The sequence below is a fragment of the Bacillus sp. 22190 genome, assembly GCF_052045575.1.
GTDB classification, from domain to species: Bacteria; Bacillota; Bacilli; order Bacillales; family Bacillaceae; genus Bacillus; species Bacillus altitudinis.
Genome location: NZ_JBQEPF010000004.1, coordinates 204,549 through 227,138, shown reverse-complemented (window position 1 = coordinate 227,138; position 22,590 = coordinate 204,549). Strand labels below are relative to the sequence as shown.

21 protein-coding genes and 1 riboswitch are annotated in these 22,590 nt (G+C 41.5%); of the genes, 8 read left to right on the top strand and 13 right to left on the bottom strand.

Going from position 1 to position 22,590, the window contains the following annotated elements; genetic code table 11:
• Nucleotides 1–41: 41 nt before the first annotated feature.
• From ACTJKA_RS07645 to ACTJKA_RS07610, 8 genes are all read right to left on the bottom strand, one after another.
• Nucleotides 42–1,193 (bottom strand): acetylornithine transaminase, encoded by a 1,152-nt coding sequence (locus ACTJKA_RS07645; RefSeq protein ID WP_265154050.1) that lies wholly within the window; start codon nt 1,191–1,193, stop codon nt 42–44.
• Nucleotides 1,190–1,966: an acetylglutamate kinase gene (gene argB / locus ACTJKA_RS07640; RefSeq protein ID WP_345912206.1), complete on the bottom strand. Its 777-nt coding sequence runs from the start codon at nt 1,964–1,966 to the stop codon at nt 1,190–1,192. The genes ACTJKA_RS07645 and argB overlap by 4 nt, the downstream gene beginning before the upstream one ends.
• Nucleotides 1,967–1,980: 14 nt before the next feature.
• Complete coding sequence (gene argJ / locus ACTJKA_RS07635) at nt 1,981–3,201, bottom strand: bifunctional ornithine acetyltransferase/N-acetylglutamate synthase (RefSeq protein ID WP_060832234.1); 1,221 nt, start codon at nt 3,199–3,201, stop codon at nt 1,981–1,983.
• Nucleotides 3,202–3,221: 20 nt separating this feature from the next.
• Complete coding sequence (gene argC, locus ACTJKA_RS07630; RefSeq protein ID WP_176544686.1) at nt 3,222–4,259, bottom strand: N-acetyl-gamma-glutamyl-phosphate reductase; 1,038 nt, start codon at nt 4,257–4,259, stop codon at nt 3,222–3,224.
• A gap of 138 nt (nt 4,260–4,397) precedes the next feature.
• The gene (locus ACTJKA_RS07625; RefSeq protein WP_025207139.1) at nt 4,398–4,946 is read right to left on the bottom strand and encodes an MFS transporter; all 549 of its coding nucleotides are present in this window, start codon (nt 4,944–4,946) and stop codon (nt 4,398–4,400) included.
• On the bottom strand, nt 4,943–6,388 hold the full coding sequence (locus tag ACTJKA_RS07620; RefSeq protein ID WP_440607671.1) for an FAD-binding protein: 1,446 nt from the start codon (nt 6,386–6,388) through the stop codon (nt 4,943–4,945). Before ACTJKA_RS07620 ends, ACTJKA_RS07625 begins: the two co-directional genes overlap by 4 nt.
• Before the next feature lie 123 nt (nt 6,389–6,511).
• Nucleotides 6,512–6,820, bottom strand: a complete 309-nt coding sequence (locus ACTJKA_RS07615; protein WP_003211530.1) for a metal-sulfur cluster assembly factor — start codon at nt 6,818–6,820, stop codon at nt 6,512–6,514.
• Nucleotides 6,821–6,866: 46 nt separating this feature from the next.
• Complete coding sequence (locus ACTJKA_RS07610; RefSeq protein WP_008348536.1) at nt 6,867–7,652, bottom strand: alpha/beta fold hydrolase; 786 nt, start codon at nt 7,650–7,652, stop codon at nt 6,867–6,869.
• Nucleotides 7,653–7,789: 137 nt separating this feature from the next.
• Here ACTJKA_RS07610 and ACTJKA_RS07605 point away from each other — a divergent pair, with 137 nt between their 5' ends.
• From ACTJKA_RS07605 to ACTJKA_RS07595, 3 genes are all read left to right on the top strand, one after another.
• Complete coding sequence (locus tag ACTJKA_RS07605; protein ID WP_008348537.1) at nt 7,790–8,602, top strand: Cof-type HAD-IIB family hydrolase; 813 nt, start codon at nt 7,790–7,792, stop codon at nt 8,600–8,602.
• A gap of 88 nt (nt 8,603–8,690) precedes the next feature.
• Entirely contained in the window at nt 8,691–8,843 is a 153-nt protein-coding gene (locus ACTJKA_RS07600) for a hypothetical protein (protein WP_008348539.1), read from the top strand.
• Nucleotides 8,840–9,031, top strand: coding sequence for a DUF3813 domain-containing protein (locus ACTJKA_RS07595; RefSeq protein ID WP_008348541.1), 192 nt, complete (start codon nt 8,840–8,842; stop codon nt 9,029–9,031). The genes ACTJKA_RS07600 and ACTJKA_RS07595 overlap by 4 nt, the downstream gene beginning before the upstream one ends.
• A 40-nt stretch (nt 9,032–9,071) precedes the next feature.
• Here the strand turns inward: ACTJKA_RS07595 and ACTJKA_RS07590 are convergent, their stop codons facing one another.
• Complete coding sequence (locus ACTJKA_RS07590) at nt 9,072–9,527, bottom strand: BsuPI-related putative proteinase inhibitor (RefSeq protein WP_235702035.1); 456 nt, start codon at nt 9,525–9,527, stop codon at nt 9,072–9,074.
• Between the two features lie 14 nt (nt 9,528–9,541).
• Entirely contained in the window at nt 9,542–10,384 is an 843-nt protein-coding gene (locus tag ACTJKA_RS07585) for a YitT family protein (RefSeq protein WP_007499067.1), read from the bottom strand.
• A 141-nt stretch (nt 10,385–10,525) separates the two neighbouring features.
• Here ACTJKA_RS07585 and ACTJKA_RS07580 point away from each other — a divergent pair, with 141 nt between their 5' ends.
• Nucleotides 10,526–11,383: a DegV family protein gene (locus ACTJKA_RS07580; protein ID WP_268357510.1), complete on the top strand. Its 858-nt coding sequence runs from the start codon at nt 10,526–10,528 to the stop codon at nt 11,381–11,383.
• Nucleotides 11,384–11,424: 41 nt separating this feature from the next.
• Here ACTJKA_RS07580 and ACTJKA_RS07575 read toward each other — a convergent pair whose 3' ends face one another.
• The 3 genes from ACTJKA_RS07575 to ACTJKA_RS07565 form a co-directional block, all read right to left on the bottom strand.
• Nucleotides 11,425–13,074: a methyl-accepting chemotaxis protein gene (locus tag ACTJKA_RS07575; RefSeq protein WP_255836042.1), complete on the bottom strand. Its 1,650-nt coding sequence runs from the start codon at nt 13,072–13,074 to the stop codon at nt 11,425–11,427.
• Entirely contained in the window at nt 13,071–14,048 is a 978-nt protein-coding gene (locus ACTJKA_RS07570; RefSeq protein ID WP_144740717.1) for a BMP family lipoprotein, read from the bottom strand. The genes ACTJKA_RS07575 and ACTJKA_RS07570 overlap by 4 nt, the downstream gene beginning before the upstream one ends.
• Nucleotides 14,049–14,401: 353 nt before the next feature.
• Entirely contained in the window at nt 14,402–15,250 is an 849-nt protein-coding gene (locus ACTJKA_RS07565; RefSeq protein ID WP_017360190.1) for a CvfB family protein, read from the bottom strand.
• Nucleotides 15,251–15,476: 226 nt separating this feature from the next.
• On the opposite strand from ACTJKA_RS07565, the gene ACTJKA_RS07560 reads away from it, so the two are divergent.
• The 4 genes from ACTJKA_RS07560 (at nt 15,477) to ACTJKA_RS07545 (ending at nt 22,553) form a co-directional block, all read left to right on the top strand.
• Entirely contained in the window at nt 15,477–15,968 is a 492-nt protein-coding gene (locus tag ACTJKA_RS07560) for a YajQ family cyclic di-GMP-binding protein (protein ID WP_345912205.1), read from the top strand.
• Between the two features lie 81 nt (nt 15,969–16,049).
• Nucleotides 16,050–16,168, top strand: a riboswitch (SAM riboswitch).
• A 78-nt stretch (nt 16,169–16,246) separates the two neighbouring features.
• On the top strand, nt 16,247–18,088 hold the full coding sequence (locus tag ACTJKA_RS07555; RefSeq protein WP_050827137.1) for a bifunctional homocysteine S-methyltransferase/methylenetetrahydrofolate reductase: 1,842 nt from the start codon (nt 16,247–16,249) through the stop codon (nt 18,086–18,088).
• A complete protein-coding gene (gene metH, locus ACTJKA_RS07550) occupies nt 18,072–21,500 on the top strand; it encodes a methionine synthase (protein ID WP_250026582.1) in 3,429 nt (1,142 codons plus the stop codon). The genes ACTJKA_RS07555 and metH overlap by 17 nt, the downstream gene beginning before the upstream one ends.
• Nucleotides 21,501–21,617: 117 nt before the next feature.
• Nucleotides 21,618–22,553, top strand: a complete 936-nt coding sequence (locus tag ACTJKA_RS07545; protein ID WP_345912204.1) for an anti protein — start codon at nt 21,618–21,620, stop codon at nt 22,551–22,553.
• The last annotated feature ends 37 nt before the right edge of the window (nt 22,554–22,590 follow it).

Here is a 22,590-nt window from a genome sequence, read left to right as displayed (position 1 = left end):
ATAATATAAATGCATGTTTATACGTTTTGTTGCAAAAAAATTTAGACCGTTACTGTTTCATTTGCTAACACTTGAATGATTGCTTCAATGGCTTGATCCAATTCAACTTTTTTGACATTCAGTGGAGGTAATAAACGAATGACATTCGGACCAGCTGGAAGCACCAGCAAACCTTGCTCTCGAAGGGCTGTGATGTAATCACCTACTGGCTGATGACACTCAATCCCTGCCATTAATCCTTTGCCCCGTACTTCTTTCACGATATTCAGCTGTTTGACTTCTTGCAGTCTCTTTAAGAGATACGCACCCTTTTCTTTCACTTCTGAAAGAAAGTCTTCTTTGAATATCACATCAAGAGTTGCGTTCACAGCTGACATAGCGAGCATGTTGCCACCAAATGTTGTGCCATGAGAGCCTGGAGAAAATGCATCCCCTAAAGCTTTTTTCCCTATCACTGCACCGACTGGAAACCCATTTCCTAAACCTTTTGCGACTGAAATAATATCAGGATCAAGTCCCGATTGCTCATAGGCAAATGCTGTCCCTGTTCGCCCAATACCCGTTTGGATTTCATCTACAATCAGCAGTGCTTGATGTTTTTTACAAAACTCTTGAACGGCCTTTAGAAATTCCGCTGTAGCTGGATTCACTCCACCTTCACCTTGCACCACTTCCAGCATGACCGCTGCGACATCATCGATTTCACACGCTGTGATCGCTTCAGGGTCATTAAACGGTACATAATGAAAGCCTTCCAGCATCGGTCCAAAACCAGTTTTGATTTTATCTTGACCTGTGGCAGCCATACCAGCATACGTGCGCCCATGGAAAGAGTGCAAAAACGTCACAATATTTGTTTTACCTGTTGCTTTTCGGGCCAATTTGATAGCCCCTTCATTCGCTTCAGCCCCGCTGTTGCAGAAAAATACGAGATCTCCTGAACTGTTTGCTGCCAGCTTTTCCGCTGCTTTTTCTTGCAGTCCATTTTCAAATAGATTTGATACGTGCCAGACCTCGTCAAGCTGCTTCTTGATGGCTTGATTGACCTTTGGATGATTGTGACCTAAATTCGTGACCGCAATGCCTTGTATAAAGTCTAAATATTTTTTCCCAGTTGTATCAACTGCCCAAGAACCTTCTGCCTCTTTAATTTCAACATTCCACCGTCCGTACGTTTGAAAGAGATGACTCACAGGACCGCCTCCTTTTGTTTTACAATTCGAGTTCCTTTAAAGGTATCTCCTGTAAAAATACTGCCTTTTCCATTCACAATCATGACTTCATCCACATCTCCTGATAAAGCACTTAGCGCAGATTGCACTTTTGGAATCATTCCCCCGGAAATAATACCTTCATCGATGAGCTTGAGCGCTTCTTGTTCGGTGACAACGTCTAACAGCTCACCATTTTTTAAAATTCCTTCCACATCTGTGACAAACATGAGCTTATCAGCTTTCATAGCTCCTGCGACTGCTGATGCTGCAAGATCAGCATTTACATTTAACGTTTGGCATTCTTCGGTCATAGATAGCGGCGCAATGACGGGAATGAATTGTTTCTCCATTAGTGCTTCTGCCATCTCTGAATTGACTTCTTTGATTTCGCCAACGTACCCATATACATCTTGATCGAGAAAATCGGCGACAAGCATCTGTCCATCTTTACCAGATACACCGACAGATGATATATCATGCTTTGCCAGCTCTGAAACAAAGTATTTATTCACCGTTCCTGAAAGGACCATTTCGGCTACCTCTAACACCGGCTTTGTTGTTTTGCGCTGTCCATCTACAAATTCCGTTTTCACTTCTAATTTTTGCAGCATGCTCGTGATTTCAGGACCTCCGCCATGTACGATAGCCAGTTTAAATCCAGCAGCTTGAAGTGAGCGGACATTTTCATAAAAGGTATCGGAAAGTTCTCGAATGACACTGCCTCCACACTTGAACACGATCGTTTTATCCATGTCTATCTCCTTCATTATGTGCGATAGCTCGCGTTAATTTTCACATAATCATAGGTAAGGTCACAGCCCCATGCGGCCGCTTCACCATTTCCTTCATTCATTTGAATGAAAATCGTAATCTCATCCTGCTCTAGATACGCTTTTGCTTCCTCTTCTGAGAAAGACTGGGGTTCATTATGTTTAAACAGACATTGCCCGCCTAAGTAAACTTCCACCTCTTCTGGCGTGACAGAAGCTGCGCTATGACCGATTGCTCCGACAATCCGGCCCCAGTTGGCGTCCGTACCGTATACGGCTGTTTTCACAAGACTTGAACCTACGATTTTTTTTGCAATAATACCAGCTTCTAAGTTGTTTTTTGCACCAACAACTTTCGCTTCGATTAATTTAGTTGCACCTTCTCCGTCTCTTGCAATCTCTTTTGCTAGATCTTCGCAGGCTAGTTTTAATCCTTCTTTAAACAATGGCCATTCTGGATGTTCTTCATTCAGTGCCTGGTTTTCTGCCATTCCATTTGCCATCACAAGCACCATATCGTTAGTTGATGTTTCTCCATCGACGGTAATTTGATTAAACGTCACATCTGTAATGTCACGAAGAGCATTTTGCAAAGCTTCTTGTTCGACATTTGCATCGGTTGTGACAAACCCGAGCATTGTGGCCATGTTCGGATGAATCATACCAGAGCCCTTTGCTGCACCAGAAATGAGAATCTCTTTCCCGTCTATCGTCAAGGAGTATGTCGTATTTTTAATGACTGTATCTGTTGTTAGAATCGCTTCTTCAAAGTGGCCATTTCCTGCTTTTGCTTCTTTTAGCTGAGCGATGCCTGTTTTGATTTTATCCATATCCAGACACTCTCCAATGACACCAGTAGAAGAAACAGCAATGTAATCAGACTCTGTCCCTAACATGTCTGCACAGGCTGCCTGCATGTCGTATGCATCTTTTAATCCCTGCTCACCTGTACATGCGTTGGCGATGGCACTATTGACAATGACACCTTTTAGTTTGCCCGTCTTTTTCAAGCTTTTTTGTGTGACTTGAAGAGGCGCAGCTTGAAAGTGACTTTGAGTGTATACCGCTGCACTCGCTGCTGGTACTTCACTGATGATCAAGCCAAGGTCTTTTTTTGAATAGCGTAATCCTATATGAATCCCCTTTGCTTCAAAACCTTTTGGTGATGATACGTCCCCGTCTATTTTGACAATACTTTTTTCATTCAATTCGATCATGTTTGTTGTCTCCCCTGTTCTTATGGATAGAGAGGTGTCATTGTGAGGCCCGCCTCTTCATGTAAGCCTTTGATGATATTGAAGTTTTGAACCGCTTGGCCGGCTGCGCCTTTCATGAGATTATCTATGACAGATACAATCGTCAGTCTGCCTGTTCGCTCATCTAAATGAAAACCAATGTCACAGAAGTTACTGCCGTATACTTCTTTTGTTTGCGGATATATCCCATGATCTCTCACTCTTACAAAATAGGAATCTTCATAAAAGTCCTTCATCCGTTTCATTAATTCTTCTTTTGTGACATCTGATTTCAATTGTGTATACATCGTCGCCATAATCCCTCTTGTCATCGGGACAAGGTGTGTTGAAAATGTGATGTTCGCCGTTTGCGGGTTCCATTCTCTAAGTACTTGTTCTATTTCAGGTGTGTGCTGATGTTCATTCACCTTATAAATTTTAAAGTTATCGTTCAGCTCTGAAAAATGTGTGCCAAGTGAGGCTGATCGTCCTGCACCGGACACCCCGGTTTTTGCATCTATTATGATCATAGATTCATCGATTAAATTCTGTTTCATCAGCGGTGCTAATCCTAGAAGAACTGCAGTAGGAAAGCAGCCTGGGTTTGCAATGACTTCCGCTTGCTTAATGGTTTCACGATTCAATTCAGATAATCCGTATACAGCTTGTTGAACCGATGCTTCATCCGCTGCCCTTCGTTTATACCACGCTTCATAAACAGTTCCATCTTGAATGCGCAAGTCACCTGATAAATCAATAATTGGCACCCCTTGATTCATGAGCTTCGGTGTGAGTTCACTTGAAACGCCTGCTGGTGTCGCTAAAAACACAGCATCTGTTTCTTGCACAATGGTAGCCGGATCAATGGCTTTTAATGTTTGGTCAGTAATCGTTGTCAGATGCGGATAAGATTGACTGTATAATTGCCCATCACCACTTGATGAATACAATATACATTCCTCCACATGTGGATGCTGCTTAAAGATACGAACTAATTCCGCACCGCCGTACCCTGTAGCACCTATAATACCTATTTTCAACGTCAATACACCCTCTTGATCTTTGTGAAATTATTTAACATTATAACATGTATAAAAATTAATTCAATTGTATATTTAATATTTGTTTTCATTTTTTTTCATAAAAAAATCCACATATCTTCGTGAGACATGCGGATTTTATCTATTGTTCTTCATATTGAGGACCAGAAGCGCACTGCATAAATATAATAGGGAACTTGCATAAAAAATCAAATGAATGGTGAAGAAATCAGCAAACAGGCCGCCAAGCATAATGGCGATCGATGAAAAAAGCGCTGTCCAAAAATGATAGTGCCCAACTTCTTTCATACGCTTTTTCTCGTTTGTGAGTTCGGTGACGAGTAGTTTCTCTCCGTGCTTCTGAACACCACCTAGCACACCTAAGGCAAGCTGAATCATATAAACTTGCTCTACTTCTGTGATATGTGGAAAAAGGAGAAGAAGAAACGCCATACCAAACGAATGAATGATTAAAAAGAGACGCCTGTCGGTCATTTCAGGAAGTTTTCCTAATAATAAATGAATGAACGCACCGCTCAAACCAAACAGACCATAAGCAAGACCAAATTGAGAATAGCTCGACCCAACATTTTTAATAAAAAGAATATAAAAAGGGAAAATGAGACTACTGGCGAAAAACAGTAAACTTTGTGAATAGACGAACCATTTCATTGCTTTAGCATTCATTGTGTATTATACCTTTCATAAAAGTAGTTGATAAATCTGCCATCTGGATCTGCTTGCTTTTTCTTTTGAAAGAATTGATCGGTTTTTGGATACGCTTGTTTCATTTGTGCTTTCGTTTGATAAGGCATGTATGGTAAGTAATAGCTTCCATGGTGTCGCAAGGTGATATCTGTCATTTGCCGGATGACCCGCTCTGCTTCTGCCTTCTCTTCTTTCTCAAAACCATAATTCACTAACAAAACAAGTGCAAACATATCTTCTTTCGCATATGAGAGATCCGCTTTTTCATTTTTTTGTACGTAGCGGATCGTGATGTTCATTAGATTCAATTCTTCCTGTTGTAAAAAACCTCTCATGTCATCGATATACGCACGAAAACGATCAACTGGAACAAAGTATTCTTGAAGCACATCGGTATCTGACTCATTTTCATATTCTAAAAAAGCAGAATCAGACCGCATCACGTTATTTCTTGTGATCAGCTGGTCATTTTGACTTTGAAAATACTTCTTTTGCAAGTTCCATAGCAAATCTTTCCCCATATCAAATCTTCTCGAAAGGCCGAGCATAAATTTTAAAGGGATGACGAGCTGATCTTCTTTGAGCTCGCGGTATGGATCGATCTGTTGATCAGAAGTAAGCGAATAATTCGTCACATACATCTCTTTCAAAAAATTTGTTTTCGCTGTAGAGATTCTTGCGAGATGCATGCGCACTTCTTTATTGTTCTTTACATACTTTTGAAAATAATCAGTGTATTCATCGAAGTGTAGAGAGGTTGTCTCCATTTTATATAATTCATCCTTTGTTAAGGACAGCTCAACATCTAAAATGACACCGAATAAGCCGTATCCTCCAATCACGGCAGTAAATAAATCATCGCTAGGCTTTACTGTGATGATCTCTCCACCTGCTTTTAACAGTGTGAAAGAGCGCACAGTGTCAATAAGTGAGCCGTAGCGAATGTCACGTCCATGTGCATTTGCACTTAACGAGCCACCAATCGTAAAGATGTTTTGAGATTGCATCACCTTTACTGCAAGACCATATGGGTTCACATATGTTTGAATATCATCCCATGTGGCGCCGCTCTGGACACGAATGGTCTTCTTTTTTTCATTAAATGATACGATTCGGCGAAATTTCGTCATGTCTAGTACAATGCCATTTTCATAATACGTGTGGCCGCCCATACTATGCTGCTTTCCGGCGATTGAAATGGGCAGATTTTTCTCTTTTGCTTCTTCTAATACTTCTTTTAAAGATTCTATTTCTTTTCCTTGCACGACTTTTTTTATTTTGACCGGCATGAGGTGACTCACATCTGTAAACGCCTCAAGTCCTTGTCTTTTGTGTGCTTGACCTTCACGTATAGAGACTGATGCAAAAAAGGCAGCACCATATCCCATTAAAAGAACGATCCATATCCACTTTCGTTTCATTATAGGTACTCCGTTCTATAAAATTACATCCATTATATCAAGCCATACTCCTCCTCTACCTTAATTTTTCATAAAAAAACCTGGTACGAGTTTATCTCATACCAGGCATTTTTCATTTTGTGCTTATTGAATACCAAGCGCAATTTTAGCGTATCTTGACATTTTGTCACGTGTCCAAGGTGGATTCCAGACGATGTGAACTTCAGTTTCCTTCACTTCAGGCAAGTCGCTCAATGCTTTTTTGACTTCATCGACGATAACTGGTGCAAGAGGACAGCCCATTGATGTTAAAGTCATTGTGATATCCGCTTTTCCATTCTCATCAAGATCGACATCATAGACAAGTCCAAGGTTGACGATGTCTACGTTTAACTCAGGGTCAATCACCTGTTCTAGGGCGCCTAAAATATTTTCTTTCAATGCTTCATCCATGATATCCACTCCTTTTTCAACTAGTATAACGTACTTTTCCTTTTGGCTAAACGTTTGTGCTTTTCAGGTGTGTCACAAACCAATCAATCGTTTCAAACATCGCTTGTCTTGAGACCTTATGGCCAGCCTGTCCATCTGTAATAAAACGAATCAGGTGCGGATCTTCTTTATATTGGGTTTCTGCTAACTCGTCATAAAGAGCTTTTGCATGTCTGTAAGGGACAACTGGATCGTTTTCTGCATGCCAGAATAACAGCGGTCTTTTGTTTAGTCGATCTGTTTGTAGCGTTAAATCATAAGGACGCAGCGCGTCTAATTGCTGATGAACCTCTTCATCTGTAATCTCTTTCATCAACCCTTTGTGCCGCATGTCCATAATTTGTGCTTGTAGGAATGTCGTATATTTCGGACTGCCCATCAAGCTGACTGCCGCTTTAATCCAATCATGTTTTGCGAGTGCACCAAAGGTCGTGATGCCTCCCATGGAAGTACCTGCAACGCCTATTAGGTCGGCTTCAATCAATTGTTTTTCTTGAAAATGTGTCTTTAGTATATCGATTTCACGGATTTCGTTCAGGACGATTTCCCAAAACTTTGATGCCAGTTCCTCTAAGCTGAGGTTTTCTGATCTTACACCATGATAAGCACAGTCAGGCAAAATGACTCTCATGCCTTTTTCCGCCAAATGAAAGGCGAAGTGTAAGTTGTGCTCGCGTGCACTTGTAAATCCATGTATAAAAAATACAAGTGGCAGTGGTTTATCTTTATTTTCAGCTTTTACGATATGTAAAAATGGAATATCGTGCGTCATTTGCTCATCAATGGTGATCACAGCCTATGAATCCTCCTTTATCATTCCCGTCTTTGTTTATTTTAACATGTAGACAACGAAGATGTGATAAAGATACACTATAGGTGGAGGCACCCGCACCAGCTGCCTCCTATTACTTACAGATCAAAGGAGATTTTATGGAGACTAAACCTTATCTAATCGCACTTGACCTGGATGGCACGTTATTAAAAGACGATAAAACGATTTCAGCACACACACTTGATGTCATTCAAAAAGTGAAAGACAGCGGGCATCATGTCTGTATTTCAACTGGCCGGCCATTTCGTTCCAGCTCTCCTTATTATCAGCAATTGCAGCTCGATTCTCCGATTGTGAACTTTAATGGAGCGTTTGTCCATCATCCTCTTGATGAAAAATGGGGCAGATTTCACACATCACTTGATCTTCAAGTCGTAAAACAGCTTGTGGATATTAGTGAGGAATATAAAGTACACAATGTGTTAGCTGAAGTGCTAGACGATTTGTATTTCCATTATCATGATGAAAAGCTCATTGATATATTTAATATGAATGCAAACAAAGTGACCGTTGGAGATCTTCGGAACAATCTTGGAGAGAATGTCACAAGCGTCTTAATTCACGCAAAAGAAGAAGACGTCGGAGCGATTCGGAGCTATTTGACAGATGTTCATGCAGAAGTGATTGACCACAGACGCTGGGCTGCTCCGTGGCACGTCATTGAAATCATTAAAACAGGCATGAACAAAGCCGTTGGACTGCAAAAAATTAGTGATTATTACGGTGTGCCTCAGGAACGGATTGTGGCATTCGGAGATGAAGACAATGATTTAGAGATGCTTGAATTTGCTGGATGCGGGGTTGCAATGGGCAACGGGATTGATGCAGTGAAACGCGTCTCTAATGAAGTGACAGATACGAATGAACAAGATGGGATTGCAAAATTCCTAACGAATTACTTCTCGCTTTAATTTTTCCATTCATACATAGCAGGTCGAAGCGGGCATACTACCGTTAGACAGGTTGTCCTGTCAGCTTGTGTAAAGGGGCGGATTCCGAATGGGTAAAAGAAGCAAATCGAAACGCTTTATACAACAAGGTAAAGATTCAGTCAGTCTGCATGACGCACGTTTTCCGTATCGTTCCACACTTGAAGAAGCTGCGGAGGACAGGGGAAATATGAAGACTGATGCTTCTGGAGGTTCATTGTGAGAAACGAACTTTTTGATCAAGCCAAATCATTTACTGAGGAAGCCCTTACTTCTTCATTTCCATCTGGTTTAGAGCGTCAACAAGCAGTTCAGCGAGCTAAAAACGCCGTATCATCTGCATTTGCTAATTCGACAGATGCAGAAAGAAACCAGCTGCATACGTTCCAAGACCTGCTTGATGATCTTTAACGAAAAAAGCTGTCCGCTTTGTGGACAGCTTTTCTTATGCTTATTTCACTTGGAACGTTTTCTTCTCAATGATTTGCTTTAGCCCTTCTGCTTTTCCTTTAAATGTGACGACCGCTTCATACGTTCCCGGCTCCACACCGTTTGACCACGTATCTTGGAAGTCATATGTTTCATCTGCTTTCAGCACAAAGGATTGGATGGCTTGTGTGAACATACGGTCTTTCGAGTAACGGTATTTTTCATTTCCGTCTTCATCGTACACACTCAATTCGAATTTTTGGCTTGTGTTAAACGTGAATTCAATATCTCGATCTGATTCATTTTTGAGTGACATATGAAATTGAACCGAAGAACCTTTTTGGACGGGGTCTACTGTGAGTACAACGGTTTTTTCTCCCATTTGACCGGATACCTCCTTGTCTGGTTCATCCTTTTTTTGTTGCCCACAAGCTGTTAAAACCAATAGAACGAGAAAAAGCACTAACCCTTTTTTCATCTTCTACCCACCTTTTAATCTCGTCTGAAAAATCCAAGAATATTGGTTGTTTGAACAATATTTGTAAAGGCTTTTGGATCGACTTCCTTTATAATTTGTTCAAGTTCATACAGCTCATACCTTGTAATGACAATGACCATCATTTCTTTTTGTTCATTGGTAAATGCCCCTTTTGCCGGAACAGTCGTAATCCCTCTGACCATTTTTCCATAAATGGCTTCTTTGATTTCATCTGCTTTCTTTGTCACAATCATGGCAGTCAGCTTTTCATGTCTCGTATGGATGGCATCAATTACCCTAGTCGTCACATATAATGTGACAAGGGTATATAAAGCTTTCTCCCAACCTTGTAACAATCCTGCTGTAAAAATGATAATTCCGTTTAAAATGAAGAAATACGTGCCCACTGGTTTGTCTTTCCATTTCGCTAAAATCATCGCAATAATGTCAAGGCCGCCTGTAGATGCCCCATATTTCAGTGTAATCCCAATGCCAAGTGCAGAAATGACTCCGCCAAATACAGCATTTAATAAAATATCTTCAGAAACACTTGTCTCTGGTAAAATGCCGAGGAAAATCGTTGTCAGTGCCACACTAATAATGCTATACAAAGTAAAGGAACGACCAACCTTCATCCAGCCTAAAATGCCGACCGGAATGTTTAAAATAAATAATAGGATCCCTGTTGATAAATAAAACGGTGCATATTGATCGATTAAACTAGATAACAGCTGGGCAACCCCTGTAAAACCACTTGCATATACGTCAGCAGGGATTAAAAATAAATTCAGTCCAATCGCATTGAGTAAGGCACCAATGACGACGACGATGAATTTTTTTGCTTCTCCAATGAACATGTTGTCATTCCTCCACTTACCATTCTCTCTATGGTTTTCCCTAAAATTTAGAATTTGAACACGAAAAGATGATTTTCTATGATATAGTTAGGCTAAAAAGATGTAAAATATGGTTGATTTTTTTAGAAAGAAGGGATTTTGATGACCGTTCATATCATAGCAGACAGTGCTGCTGATCTGCCTCTTTCTTATTATGATGAACAAAACATGACACTCATTCCGCTGCGTGTGTTACTCGGCGAGCAGGAATTTGATGATTTGATTACCATTGAACCAAAACAAGTATTTGATGCGATGAGACAAGGTGCAAGTCCAAAAACATCACAAGCTTCACCGAACCGGATAAAGGAAGCCTTTGTTTCTGCAGCACAAACCCATACATCGGCTATTTATGTTGCCTTTTCATCAGAGCTTTCAGGTACATACCAAACCGCTGTGATGATGGCAAACGAAGTGAAGGAAGAATACCCTGATTTCGATTTACGAATCATTGATTCTAAATGTGCTTCACTTGGTTATGGACTAGCTGTCAAACACGCTCAATCACTTGCCATTGACGGAAATACAATACAAGAAATTGAAACGTCTGTAAAGCATTTTTGTGAATCTTTACAACATATTTTTACTGTAGACGATTTATCGTATTTAGCAAGAGGCGGAAGAATCAGTAAAGCGTCCGCATTTGTTGGCGGATTGTTAAGTATTAAACCCATTTTACACGTTGAGGATGGAAAACTGATACCCCTTGAAAAAATTCGTGGCCGTAAAAAATTATTGAAACGCATTATCGAGCTGATGAAAGAACGCGGATCTGACTGGTCTAGTCAAACTGTTGGCATTAGTCATGGAGATGACCCTGCACTTGCAGAAGAAATGAGACAATTAATCGAAGCCGAATTTCATCCAAAAGAAATCGACATCCAGGTCATCGGCGCGGCTGTCGGGTCCCACTCAGGCCCTAGCACACTTGCCATCTTCTTTACAGGCAGCCCATCATAAAAAGCACCCTTCCCTGAAACATCACGGGAAGGGTGCTTTTCTTATGATAGCTTAAATCGGTGAACGGTTTCGTTTAACCTTGCCGTCATACTCATCAGTTCTTCTACTTGTTTGTTCATTTGATGGAAAGATTGCAGTTGTTCGTTTGCCGAGGCAGAAATTTCTTCGCTGCCCGCTGCCGTTTCTTCTACAACGGCACTAATATTTTCAATCGAGTTCAGCACTTGTCCGCCAAGCTCTGTTGATTGAATAATTTGGTCATTTAAGACCGCCATTTCTTGCTTAATATGTTGTGCTTTTGTTTCTATATCTTCAAAGGAGTGTGAGGTTTTGTCCATTGCATCTTGCTGCTGAAGTGATAGCTTGACCCCTTCTTGTACAGTTTGGCTAATGGATTGAATGCCTTTTTCAATATGACTCACCATGTCAAAAATTTGTCTTGTTGCACGAGATGATTCATCTGCGAGCTTACGGATTTCGTCCGCTACGACGGCAAACCCTTTGCCAGCTTCTCCTGCTCTTGCCGCTTCAATCGCCGCATTGAGCGAGAGGAGGTTTGTCTGGTCCGCAATGTCAGAAACCGTTTTGGCCATTGCGGAGATTCCGCTTGCGTACTGAGTGAATTCTCCTGCTGACTCTTCAATTTGTCTCGTCGCACGTGTATTTTTTTCAATGGCTGCTTTTGTTTCTGTTAACGTGTGCTTTCCGCTTTCCACCGCTTCAATGGCATCCTCTGTACTACGGATGACTGTATGTGATCTTTCGGAATTCTTACGGCCATGTGAATCCATTTTCTCAATCAAACTAACGCCATGCTGAAGGTCTTCTGAAATCGCTTGTGAACCATTCGCCATTTCGTCTGTCGATACAGACACTTGATTGGCCGATTCCATAAGCTTTTTGTTTTCATCATCTAGCTGAATCGAGAACGATTCCACTTGACTTGAGACATGACTGATTTCTTGAATCAAGCTAATCAGCTGATCCGTCATTTGATTGAACGACTCATTTAAGCCACCGATTTCATCTTTCCGCTTGATGTTCATCCGCTCCACAGCGAGGTTTCCTTCGGCAATCTGTTTTGCCCGGTAAGAAAGGGATTTGATTGGTGTCACAATGGATCTCGTTAAACCAATATTTAAAAAGACGGCGATGACAATCAGCGTGAGGGCTGCGACAGATGCGCTTGTGATGATCCTTTGCACATTGTCTGCCGCCTCCTCTAAATGGTATTCATACGCTTCTTGTGCTCTTTTATTCATCGTATGCACGTCGTTTAAAACACCGTCAATTCTGGCAGCCACTCGTCTGGCATCAGAGGCATTTTTTTCACCAATGGCATTGTTTGCTTCTTGCGTCCATGTGTCAAACTTTGAATTTAACCGTGTTAGGGCTTCTTTGTTCATATTTCCTGCGTTTTTGTTTAACGTTTGCAGCTGTTTTTTCGCTGTCGATATATCGGTTTGAACGACCTCTAGCTGTTCATCTGAAAGGGTCATGGAATAATTGGTCATGGCTTGTTCGACACTTTCAAAGCTGGCCTTCGTTTTTTGTACGTTCAGTAAGGTTTGAACTTCTGTTTCGCTTGATGACTGAATCTTTGTCATGCTCACAATAATAAAGGCAATTACGCCCACCGCTAAAAGAAGTGAAATGAGTGAGTTGAGCAAAATTTTGATGCGTAAGCTCATGATGCTGCCCCCTCTTCTTTCAGAAGTGTCTGCTTCAGTCCATTTAATTTTTTGGTCAATTTCTCAGCATCTTTGAGCACCCGGATTCTTGCCATATCGATTCCGTCATTACTTAAGTCATAAACGATATGCCCGCTTTTGATTTTGCTGCTTTTGACGAGCTGTTCGCTGAATTGATAGACGACTTCATCGACTTTTTTGACCATAGACGAAATAACGGCTTTTTCAGCTGTATAATACTGATCGCTGTCCACACCGATTGCATATTTGCCTTGCGTTTGCGCTTCTTTTAATACACCAACACCCGTATAACCGGCTGCGGCATATAAAACATCTGCTTTCTTTTTGATCATGTCTTTCGCTATTTTACTGCCTTTGCCTGCATCACTAAATGTGCCAGCATACGTGGATACAATCTTGATGTTCGGATTCACTGATTTTGCACCTTTTTGATAGCCTTGTTCAAATCGGTGGATAACCTCTGCATCGACTCCGCCAACAAAACCAATGACATCACTTTTTGTTGTCATGGCAGCAAGTGCTCCCGCTAAATAGCTGCCCTGCTCTTCTTTAAAAGTCACTGATGTGACATTTTTCAGTTCAGACACAGCATCAATGAGTAAAAATTGCTTTTTCGGATATTTTTTCGCTACCTTTTCTAAGTCTTCTTGCATACTGAAACCTACACCGATGATCAGGTCATTTCCATCTTTCACAAGCTCGGTCAGCCCTTTTTCATATGTATCGGTTTCTGCAATTTCTCTATAATCGAATTCAATGCCAAGCTCATCACGTGCTTTTTCTAATCCTTTAAATGATGAATCGTTAAATGATTGATCACCAAGACCATCATCCGTCAGCATGACACCAATATGTTTCGCATTTGATATCGGTGGTCCTCCCTGCTGATTGCTGCATGAGGCGAGTACCATGATCATAGCTGCCATCAGAAGTAATGAAATCTTCACTTTCATCCAAAAACACACTCCTTTTATCATCCTTACCCCTTATTTATCGGATTTGAGAGTCATTGTTTCAATGATAAAGTGAAGGATTTTCAGCTTTTTTCATGACTTTTTTCACTGAAAAAAACCATTATTTATGACAAAAATAAAAAAAGTGAGCAAATGCTCACTTCAGATTGTTGACAAAGGGCTAAAATGAACTTGATTTTAGCCCTTTGTCTTCTTTTCAGCGTGATAGAAAACCTTTGCAGTCTAGGAAGTACAGCTACTTTTACGGAGCGAATTTGACATTCGTGAGTACCAGCGCGCAGGACTGACAAAGAATGCGAGGGTTTGTCTACACGCTGAAAGTGAGCAAATGCTCACTTTTTCTCGTATGTCCACCCTTCTTTTTGGTAAACAAGATCATTTTTCATCAGATGACCTAATGCTCGTTTGAAGGCTGCTTTGCTCATTTGAAATCTTTCCCGGATATCTTCTGGATCACTTTTATCCCCGTAAGGCATTGCACCGTTTCTCGTTCTCATGTAAGTTAAGATTTCTTCTGCATCGACAGATAATGCATCCTGTTTTCTAGGAAGCAGAGAAACGTTTACAGTTCCGTCCTCTTTCACTGCAATGACGCGTCCTGTCACGGTCGATCCTAGTCTAGGCTCTTCCTTTCGTTCCGTGCGGTGGATAAATCCACGCACGCCTGTATCTGTCAGCATAAAAGAACCTGTCGCAATTAAGCGATAGATTGTTCCAGTAATTTCTTTGTTCATTAACGTTTCTGGCGCTTCAGTAAATAATTCACTGATCACATCTTCAGTGGCTGGTTTTGCGAACATTCTCCCGTAACTTGTCACTTTGAGCATACAGTATAGTTTGTCGCCTTTTTTCGGCCACGCTTCCTCAAAAGGCGGGAGGTGTTCAGTTGCAACAAGTGCATCCTTTGACAAACCTATATCGACAAAAGCACCCATATCTTCTACAACGTCTACGACTTCTACCCAGTCGTATGTATGTGCATTGATTTTAGGAATTTTCATCGTCGCTGCCAGTCTTTCCTCATGATCTACATATAAGTAGACCTCTACTTCATCACGATCTCCAATATCCTCTGTCATCTCACTGCGATGTAGGAGGACAGAATCTTCTCCATCTGTTAAAAAGTAGCCGTATTCCATCTCGTTATCTATTTGCAAGGTCAGTTGCTCACCTGGTCTCATGTTCTCTTCCTTCCTATCTGCCCTTAAAAGAGCGTTCGTTCATCTTTTGATTCACTTTATTCTACTATACTTCTGTCATCATGAACATCTCTAGTTCTGTTAGCTAAAGTGGACAAACTGCACTTGAATTATACCGCATGCATCTGAACTCTCTTCGATAAAGTTTCTTCTTCCCCTATTGGCATGATAAAATAGACGCAATATCTATAGTTGGAGGTCATATGTGATGGCAAAAGAAAGTTCATTTGATATTGTATCGAAGGTGGAGCTGCCAGAGGTGCAAAACGCCTTTCAAGCAGCACTGAAAGAAATTAAAAACCGTTATGATTTTAAAGGAAGTAAAAGTGATATTTCACTAGAAAAAGAAGAACTCGTTCTCATTTCTGATGATGACTTCAAGCTGGAGCAGCTAAAGGATGTCCTTGTGACAAAACTGATTAAACGAAACGTACCGACTAAAAACATTGACTACGGAAAAACAGAACATGCCCTAGGTGGAACCGTTCGCCAGCGTGCAAAGCTGATTAGCGGGATTGATAAGGACAATGCCAAAAAGATCAATGCCTTGATCAAACAATCTGGTATAAAAGTAAAGTCGCAATTTCAAGATGACCAAGTGCGTGTGACAGGAAAAAATAAAGATGATTTACAAGAAGTGATTGCGCTCATGCGCAAGGCAGATTTACCGATTGACGTCCAATTTATAAATTTTCGATAAATTTCAAATTTTCCATTGATTATTTCCGATTTTTTCGATACAGTTGATGGAAGTTCAATTCATTGACATGTTCATATCGCTTTCTTATCAAGAGAGGCAGAGGGACTGGCCCTGTGAAGCCTCAGCAACCGGTGTAGTAGAAATCTATTTTCTATGACCAAGGTGCTAAATCCAGCAAGCAACTGCTTGGAAGATAAGAAGAAGAATTTCCATACAGCCAAAAAGTCTTCTTCTTATCAGAAGGCTTTTTTTGTTACATAGAAATAAGGAGGAAACCAATGGGCCTATTACAAGACTTACAAAATCGCGTACTGATTGCTGATGGAGCAATGGGAACACTTTTATACTCTTATGGCATTGACCGTTGCTTTGAAGAATTAAATTTATCAAAAGAAGATGAAGTCAAAAGAGTGCACGAAGCATATGTGCAAGCTGGAGCGGACATTATTCAAACGAACACATACGGTGCGAATTATATTAAACTATCCCGCTACGGCTTAGAGGAAGAAACAAAACGCATTAACACAAAAGCTGTACAAATTGCCAAAGCTGCCGCTGGCTCAGCTTATGTCCTTGGAACGATCGGCGGTATTCGAACATTTAACAAAAATGCCTACTCTTTAGACGAGATTAAACGGAGCTTTAGAGAACAGCTCTATATCCTTTTAAATGAAGAGCCTGATGGATTACTGCTTGAAACGTATTACGATATTGAAGAAGCAAAGGCCGTGCTTGAGATAGCGCGCAAAGAAACAGCGCTTCCGATTGTCATGAACGTCTCCATGCATGAGCAAGGTGTATTGCAGGACGGTACACCGCTAAAAGACGGTTTATCTGAATTATCCTCACTTGGCGCTGATGTTGTCGGCATTAACTGCCGGCTGGGCCCTTATCATATGATTCAGGCACTTGAAGGCGTTCCACTTTTGCAAAATTCGCATTTATCTGTCTATCCAAACAGCAGTCTTCCCTCCCTTGAAGAAGGCAGACTCGTCTATGATACAGATAATGATTATTTCCGAAAAAGTGCACTTGAGTTTAGAAATCAGGGCGCACGAATCATTGGAGGCTGCTGCGGAACAACCCCTCAGCATATAAGCGCCATGGCAGAGGCGGTCAAAGATTTAGCACCTATCACCGAAAAAGAAGTGAAAGTATTAAAAGAAGAAATCATTTCCATCCAAGATCAACGGACAGAACCAGGTCTTGACGAGCTGGCTGTGAAAAAACGTTCGATTATCGTCGAGCTGGACCCGCCGAAGAAGCTGAACTTTGAAAAATTCCTTGTCGCAGCGAACGAATTAAAAAGTGCTGGCATTGATGCCCTCACGCTGGCCGATAACTCTCTAGCTACCCCGCGTATTAGCAATGTGGCATGCGGCGCTTTATTAAAACAGCAGCTTGATATGCGTTCACTTGTCCATATCACATGTCGTGATCGCAATTTGATTGGACTCCAATCCCACTTAATGGGGCTGGACACACTTGGACTAACCGATATTTTAGCCATCACAGGCGATCCGTCTAAAATTGGAGACTTCCCAGGTGCGACATCTGTGTATGATTTAACCTCCTTTGATTTGATCCGTCTGATCAAACAATTTAACGAGGGACTATCTTTCTCCGGGAAGCCGCTCGGGAAAAAGACTAATTTTTCAGTGGCTGGCGCGTTTAATCCAAATGTCCGTCATATTGATAAAGCAGTCAAACGCCTCGAGAAGAAAATCGAATACGGTGCCGATTATTTTATTTCACAACCTGTATACTCTGAGGAACAGCTTGTGAAGATTCATGAAGAAAGCCGACATTTGGATAAACCGATTTACATCGGTATTATGCCGCTAACAAGCAGCCGAAACGCAGAGTTTATTCATCATGAAATTCCCGGCATTAAATTGTCTGACTCGATTCGTGAGATTATGGCCAAGGCAGGCGAAAATAAAGAAAAGCAGCGGACAGAAGGGTTAGCGATTGCCCGCTCTTTATTAGATACAGCTTGCGAATTGTTTAATGGTATCTATTTAATTACCCCTTTCCTTCGATCAGATTTAACAGCAGAACTGACAACTTACATCCATCAGAAAGAAAAGGAGCCAAACATCCATGCCAACTATCACTGAACAGCTCAAAAAACGCATCCTCGTCCTTGACGGTGCAATGGGCACAATGATTCAAAACGCCGATCTCACAGCAGAGGATTTCGGCGGAGAAGAGTATGAGGGCTGTAACGAATATTTGAACGTCACAGCCCCTCACATTATCTCCACGATTCACCGGCAATACCTAGAGGCAAGTGCTGACCTCATTGAAACAAATACATTCGGTGCGACGAAGCTCGTTCTCGATGAATATGGACTTGGCCATCTCGCCTATGAATTGAACGTAAAAGCAGCTCAGCTGGCAAAGCGTGAAGCAGACCGTTTGTCGACGCCAGACTGGCCCCGCTTTGTAGTAGGCGCAATGGGGCCCACTACAAAAACATTATCCGTGACAGGCGGCACAACGTTTGAAGAGCTCGTTGCAAATTATGAAGAACAAGCCCGCGCCCTGATTGATGGGAAATGTGATGCTCTTCTTTTAGAAACGAGTCAAGACATGCTGAATGTCAAAGCTGGATTTAAAGGCATTCAAGAAGCCTTTCACGCAACCGGTATTGAGCTACCACTGATGGTGTCAGGGACGATCGAACCAATGGGCACCACCCTTGCCGGTCAAGATATTGAAGCCTTTTATATCTCACTTGAGCATATGAAACCAATCAGCGTCGGACTAAACTGTGCAACTGGTCCAGAATTTATGACAGACCATATCCGTACACTTTCCTCCATCTCAAAGTCGGCTGTCAGCTGCTATCCAAACGCTGGTCTCCCTGATGAAGAAGGACAATATCACGAATCCCCTGCTTCGCTTGCTAAAAAAATCGCCGCTTTTGCAAAAGAAGGCTGGTTAAATATCGTTGGCGGCTGCTGCGGTACAACGCCTGCACATATTAAGGCATTATCAGATGAAGTACGTCCGCTTCAGCCCCGCAGCATGTCGCATGAGTCATCACCGCATACCGTATCAGGAATCGAGCCCCTCATTTATGAAGAAGCGATGCGCCCCCTCTTTGTTGGTGAGCGCACAAATGTCATTGGTTCACGCAAATTCAAACGGCTCATCGCAGAACAAAAGTTTGAAGAGGCAGCAGAAATTGCCCGTGCTCAAGTGAAAAATGGCGCTCACGTCATTGATGTGTGTTTAGCAGACCCTGATCGTGATGAGATAGCAGACATGGAAGGCTTTTTAAAAGAAGCCATGAAAAAAGTGAAAGCTCCTTTTGTCATTGATTCAACCGATAAACATGTCATCGAAAAAGCACTCATGTATTCTCAAGGAAAAGCCATTATTAATTCTATTAATTTAGAGGATGGAGAAGAGCGCTTTGAAGAGATTCTTCCGCTTGTCAAGCTATATGGCGGCGCACTTGTTGTTGGAACAATCGATGAAACAGGGATGGCCGTCACAGCAGATCGAAAACTTGAAATTGCCGTAAGATCCCATGACCTGCTCACGAAAAAATATGGAATCCCTGCGAGTGATATCATTTTTGACCCGCTTGTCTTTCCAGTAGGTACTGGAGACGAACAGTATATTGGTGCTGCTGAAGAGACGATTAAAGGCATTGAGCGAATCAAAGCAGTACTGCCTGAATGTCTCACCATTTTAGGCATTAGTAACGTGTCTTTCGGACTCCCGCCAGTTGGTAGAGAAATATTGAATGCCGTTTATTTGTATCACTGCGTCAAAGCAGGGCTTGATTATGCGATCGTGAATACTGAAAAGCTTGAACGCTTCGCTTCAATTCCAAAGGAAGAAATCAAGCTGGCTGAAACTTTACTTTATGAAACAAATGATCAAACCCTTGCTGAGTTCACACAATTTTATCGCGGGAAAAAGAAAACAGAGAAAAAACCAAAGATCTCCTTATCGCTTGATGAAAGACTGGCACTCTATGTCGTCGAAGGGACGAAAGAAGGCCTGATTGATGACCTTGCCCTTGCTTTGGAGAAATTTGAATCACCTCTTCATATCATCAATGGACCATTAATGCAGGGAATGTCAGAGGTTGGGCGGCTTTTTAATCAAAACGAATTGATTGTAGCTGAAGTCCTCCAATCCGCTGAGGTCATGAAAGCATCTGTTTCATACCTTGAGCAATTTATGGAGAAAAAGGACGCAAGCGGCAAAGGGAAGATTCTCCTCGCCACCGTCAAAGGAGATGTCCATGATATAGGGAAAAACCTGGTCGACATCATTTTGAGCAATAATGGCTTTCACGTCGTCGATCTCGGAATCAAAGTAACCCCACAAACATTGATTGAAGCGGTGCAAAAAGAAAAGCCAGATATGATTGGACTATCAGGTTTACTTGTCAAATCAGCACAGCAAATGGTCTTGACCGCTCAAGATTTACAAAAAGCAAACATCTCTGTTCCCATTTTGGTGGGCGGCGCGGCGCTTTCACGGAAGTTTACGAAGATGAAAATTTCGCCTCAATATGATGGCCCCGTCCTTTACGCCAAAGATGCAATGGACGGTCTGTCTTTAGCGAATGAATTAAGAACGAACCCTCTTCAATTTCAAACAAAACCCTTAGAGGATCAAGAAACGCTCCATAAGGAAAAAGAAACAACGCAGCCAAAAGCTGTGATTGAATTACTAGAAAAACGCGCGACACTTCCGGAGGCAGCGATATTCACGCCAGAAAATACGAAACGCCATTATGTACGGGATATTGATTTGCACCACATAATGCCCTATGTCAATGAGCAAATGCTGATCGGCCATCATCTCGGTTTAAAAGGAAAGGTCAAAAAGCTCTTGGCTGAACAGCATCCAAAAGCATTGGAGTTAAAACAACTGATCACAGATCTTCTTCAAGAAGGCAGAGAGAAAAACTGGTTTGCACCTGCATTCGTCTATCAATTCTTCCCTGCCAATTCAAATGGGAATGACCTGCATATCTATGATCCAGAAGCGCCTGACCGCGTCATTGAGACATTCCAATTTCCAAGACAGGAAAAACTTCCGTACCGGTCTATTTCTGATTATGTGCGGAAAACCGGAGAGAACGAGAAAGATTATATCGCCTTATTTGCAGTGACGGCTGGTGCCCGCATACGAGAAGTTGCGCAGCAATTTAAACAAGAGGGTGACTATTTGAAAATGCATGCTGTCCAAGCTTTAGCACTTGAGCTTGCAGAAGGATTGGCTGAACGAACGCACCAAGTAATTCGTGATAAATGGGGATTCCCAGACCCAGTCGATTTCACGATGGAGAAACGATTCCAAGCCAAATATCAAGGTCAGCGCTATTCCTTTGGTTATCCAGCGTGCCCTAATCTAGAAGACCAAGAAAAACTATTCCACCTGCTGCAGCCAGAAAAAATCGGGATTCATCTCACAGAAGGGTTTATGATGGAGCCTGAAGCATCCGTTTCAGCCATTGTCGTTTCTCATCCTGAAGCTCGATATTTTAACGTTCACTAAAAAAACCTCCTGAATTGGAGGTTCTTTTTATAAATAAAAATGGAATAAATATGAAAAATTAAGTTTATTTACCGATATTATAAATGAAAGTCATTTACTTAAAAGGAGATGTTTGTCATGTTCAAAAAGAAGATCGGGGTTTTATTGCTTACAGGCCTCTTTATCGCTAGCCCTCTTTTCCAATCACCTGCTCAAGCAAGTGAAACGTCTACTAAACAAACCAAATATTATACAGAAGAATTGGAGCATCTGCATCCAGACAGTGATTATGCAAACAATGATACGATGGACAAAGCTCAATTCTTACAGCACTCTCTTCATCTAAACAAGACCTATTTATATCACGAAGGCAGTATCTCTTCTATGAATGACATTGATTTTTACCGGTTCACCAGCTCTAAATTTGATGGAGCAGATGGCCGCTTTTCTATCAAACTCGTCAATGTGAAAGCTGGAAATGATTTCGATCTTTATCTTTACAATCAGAGCGGGTCACTCGTGTCTTCCTCTGTGCGAACAAACAACCAAAATGAAATCATCCATATGCCGAAAATTGCCGCCAGTACTGACTACTATTTAGCCGTCAAACCAAAGCAATTATTAAATGAAGAGGACAACATGTATCGTATTGTCTTTGATAAAAGTATTGAAAAAGGCACAACCAAACGATATGGATCACCTGCCACATTGAATAGTTTCAATGAAGCCGGATCTCCCAATTCTTCTTTTGATTTAAGCAGCTTGCCGCAGGATGCCGTTGTCACTGGCCTGTCATTAGAAGCTGAAAAAGGTAGTACAAATGCATATAATTATGTATTCACCGTCTCTTCCTTAAAAGGCGGAACAGTGAACGTACCTTGGAACGGTCAAAAAGTTGACATCTCTTCTTATAAAACAAGTCAAGTGCCAGCAAAAGACCGCTTTTTTGTTTCTTTTAATGCAACCGAGGTTCCTCAATTGATCGGTGGACGGTTAATCAAAGTAGGCGTTGTCTCAATTAAGAACTTACAGCTCACCTTTGAATATGAATACAACCGTGACCTCAATTATTAAACTAGACAAAAGGAAAAGGTATCCCCTTTTCCTTTTT

Excerpts from the sequence above, each read along its gene's own strand:
- metH (WP_250026582.1), top strand. The coding sequence starts at position 18,072 with ATGCCAACTATCACTGAACAGCTCAAAAAACGCATCCTCGTCCTTGAC.
- ACTJKA_RS07565 (WP_017360190.1), bottom strand. The coding sequence starts at position 15,250 with ATGAGACCAGGTGAGCAACTGACCTTGCAAATAGATAACGAGATGGAA.
- argJ (WP_060832234.1), bottom strand. The coding sequence starts at position 3,201 with ATGATCGAATTGAATGAAAAAAGTATTGTCAAAATAGACGGGGACGTA.
- ACTJKA_RS07570 (WP_144740717.1), bottom strand. The coding sequence starts at position 14,048 with ATGAAAGTGAAGATTTCATTACTTCTGATGGCAGCTATGATCATGGTA.
- ACTJKA_RS07585 (WP_007499067.1), bottom strand. The coding sequence starts at position 10,384 with ATGTTCATTGGAGAAGCAAAAAAATTCATCGTCGTCGTCATTGGTGCC.
- ACTJKA_RS07555 (WP_050827137.1), top strand. The coding sequence starts at position 16,247 with ATGGGCCTATTACAAGACTTACAAAATCGCGTACTGATTGCTGATGGA.
- ACTJKA_RS07580 (WP_268357510.1), top strand. The coding sequence starts at position 10,526 with ATGACCGTTCATATCATAGCAGACAGTGCTGCTGATCTGCCTCTTTCT.
- ACTJKA_RS07590 (WP_235702035.1), bottom strand. The coding sequence starts at position 9,527 with ATGAAAAAAGGGTTAGTGCTTTTTCTCGTTCTATTGGTTTTAACAGCT.
- ACTJKA_RS07600 (WP_008348539.1), top strand. The coding sequence starts at position 8,691 with ATGGGTAAAAGAAGCAAATCGAAACGCTTTATACAACAAGGTAAAGAT.
- ACTJKA_RS07560 (WP_345912205.1), top strand. The coding sequence starts at position 15,477 with ATGGCAAAAGAAAGTTCATTTGATATTGTATCGAAGGTGGAGCTGCCA.
- ACTJKA_RS07625 (WP_025207139.1), bottom strand. The coding sequence starts at position 4,946 with ATGAATGCTAAAGCAATGAAATGGTTCGTCTATTCACAAAGTTTACTG.
- ACTJKA_RS07575 (WP_255836042.1), bottom strand. The coding sequence starts at position 13,074 with ATGAGCTTACGCATCAAAATTTTGCTCAACTCACTCATTTCACTTCTT.
- argB (WP_345912206.1), bottom strand. The coding sequence starts at position 1,966 with ATGGATAAAACGATCGTGTTCAAGTGTGGAGGCAGTGTCATTCGAGAA.
- ACTJKA_RS07545 (WP_345912204.1), top strand. The coding sequence starts at position 21,618 with ATGTTCAAAAAGAAGATCGGGGTTTTATTGCTTACAGGCCTCTTTATC.
- ACTJKA_RS07615 (WP_003211530.1), bottom strand. The coding sequence starts at position 6,820 with ATGGATGAAGCATTGAAAGAAAATATTTTAGGCGCCCTAGAACAGGTG.
- ACTJKA_RS07620 (WP_440607671.1), bottom strand. The coding sequence starts at position 6,388 with ATGAAACGAAAGTGGATATGGATCGTTCTTTTAATGGGATATGGTGCT.
- ACTJKA_RS07605 (WP_008348537.1), top strand. The coding sequence starts at position 7,790 with ATGGAGACTAAACCTTATCTAATCGCACTTGACCTGGATGGCACGTTA.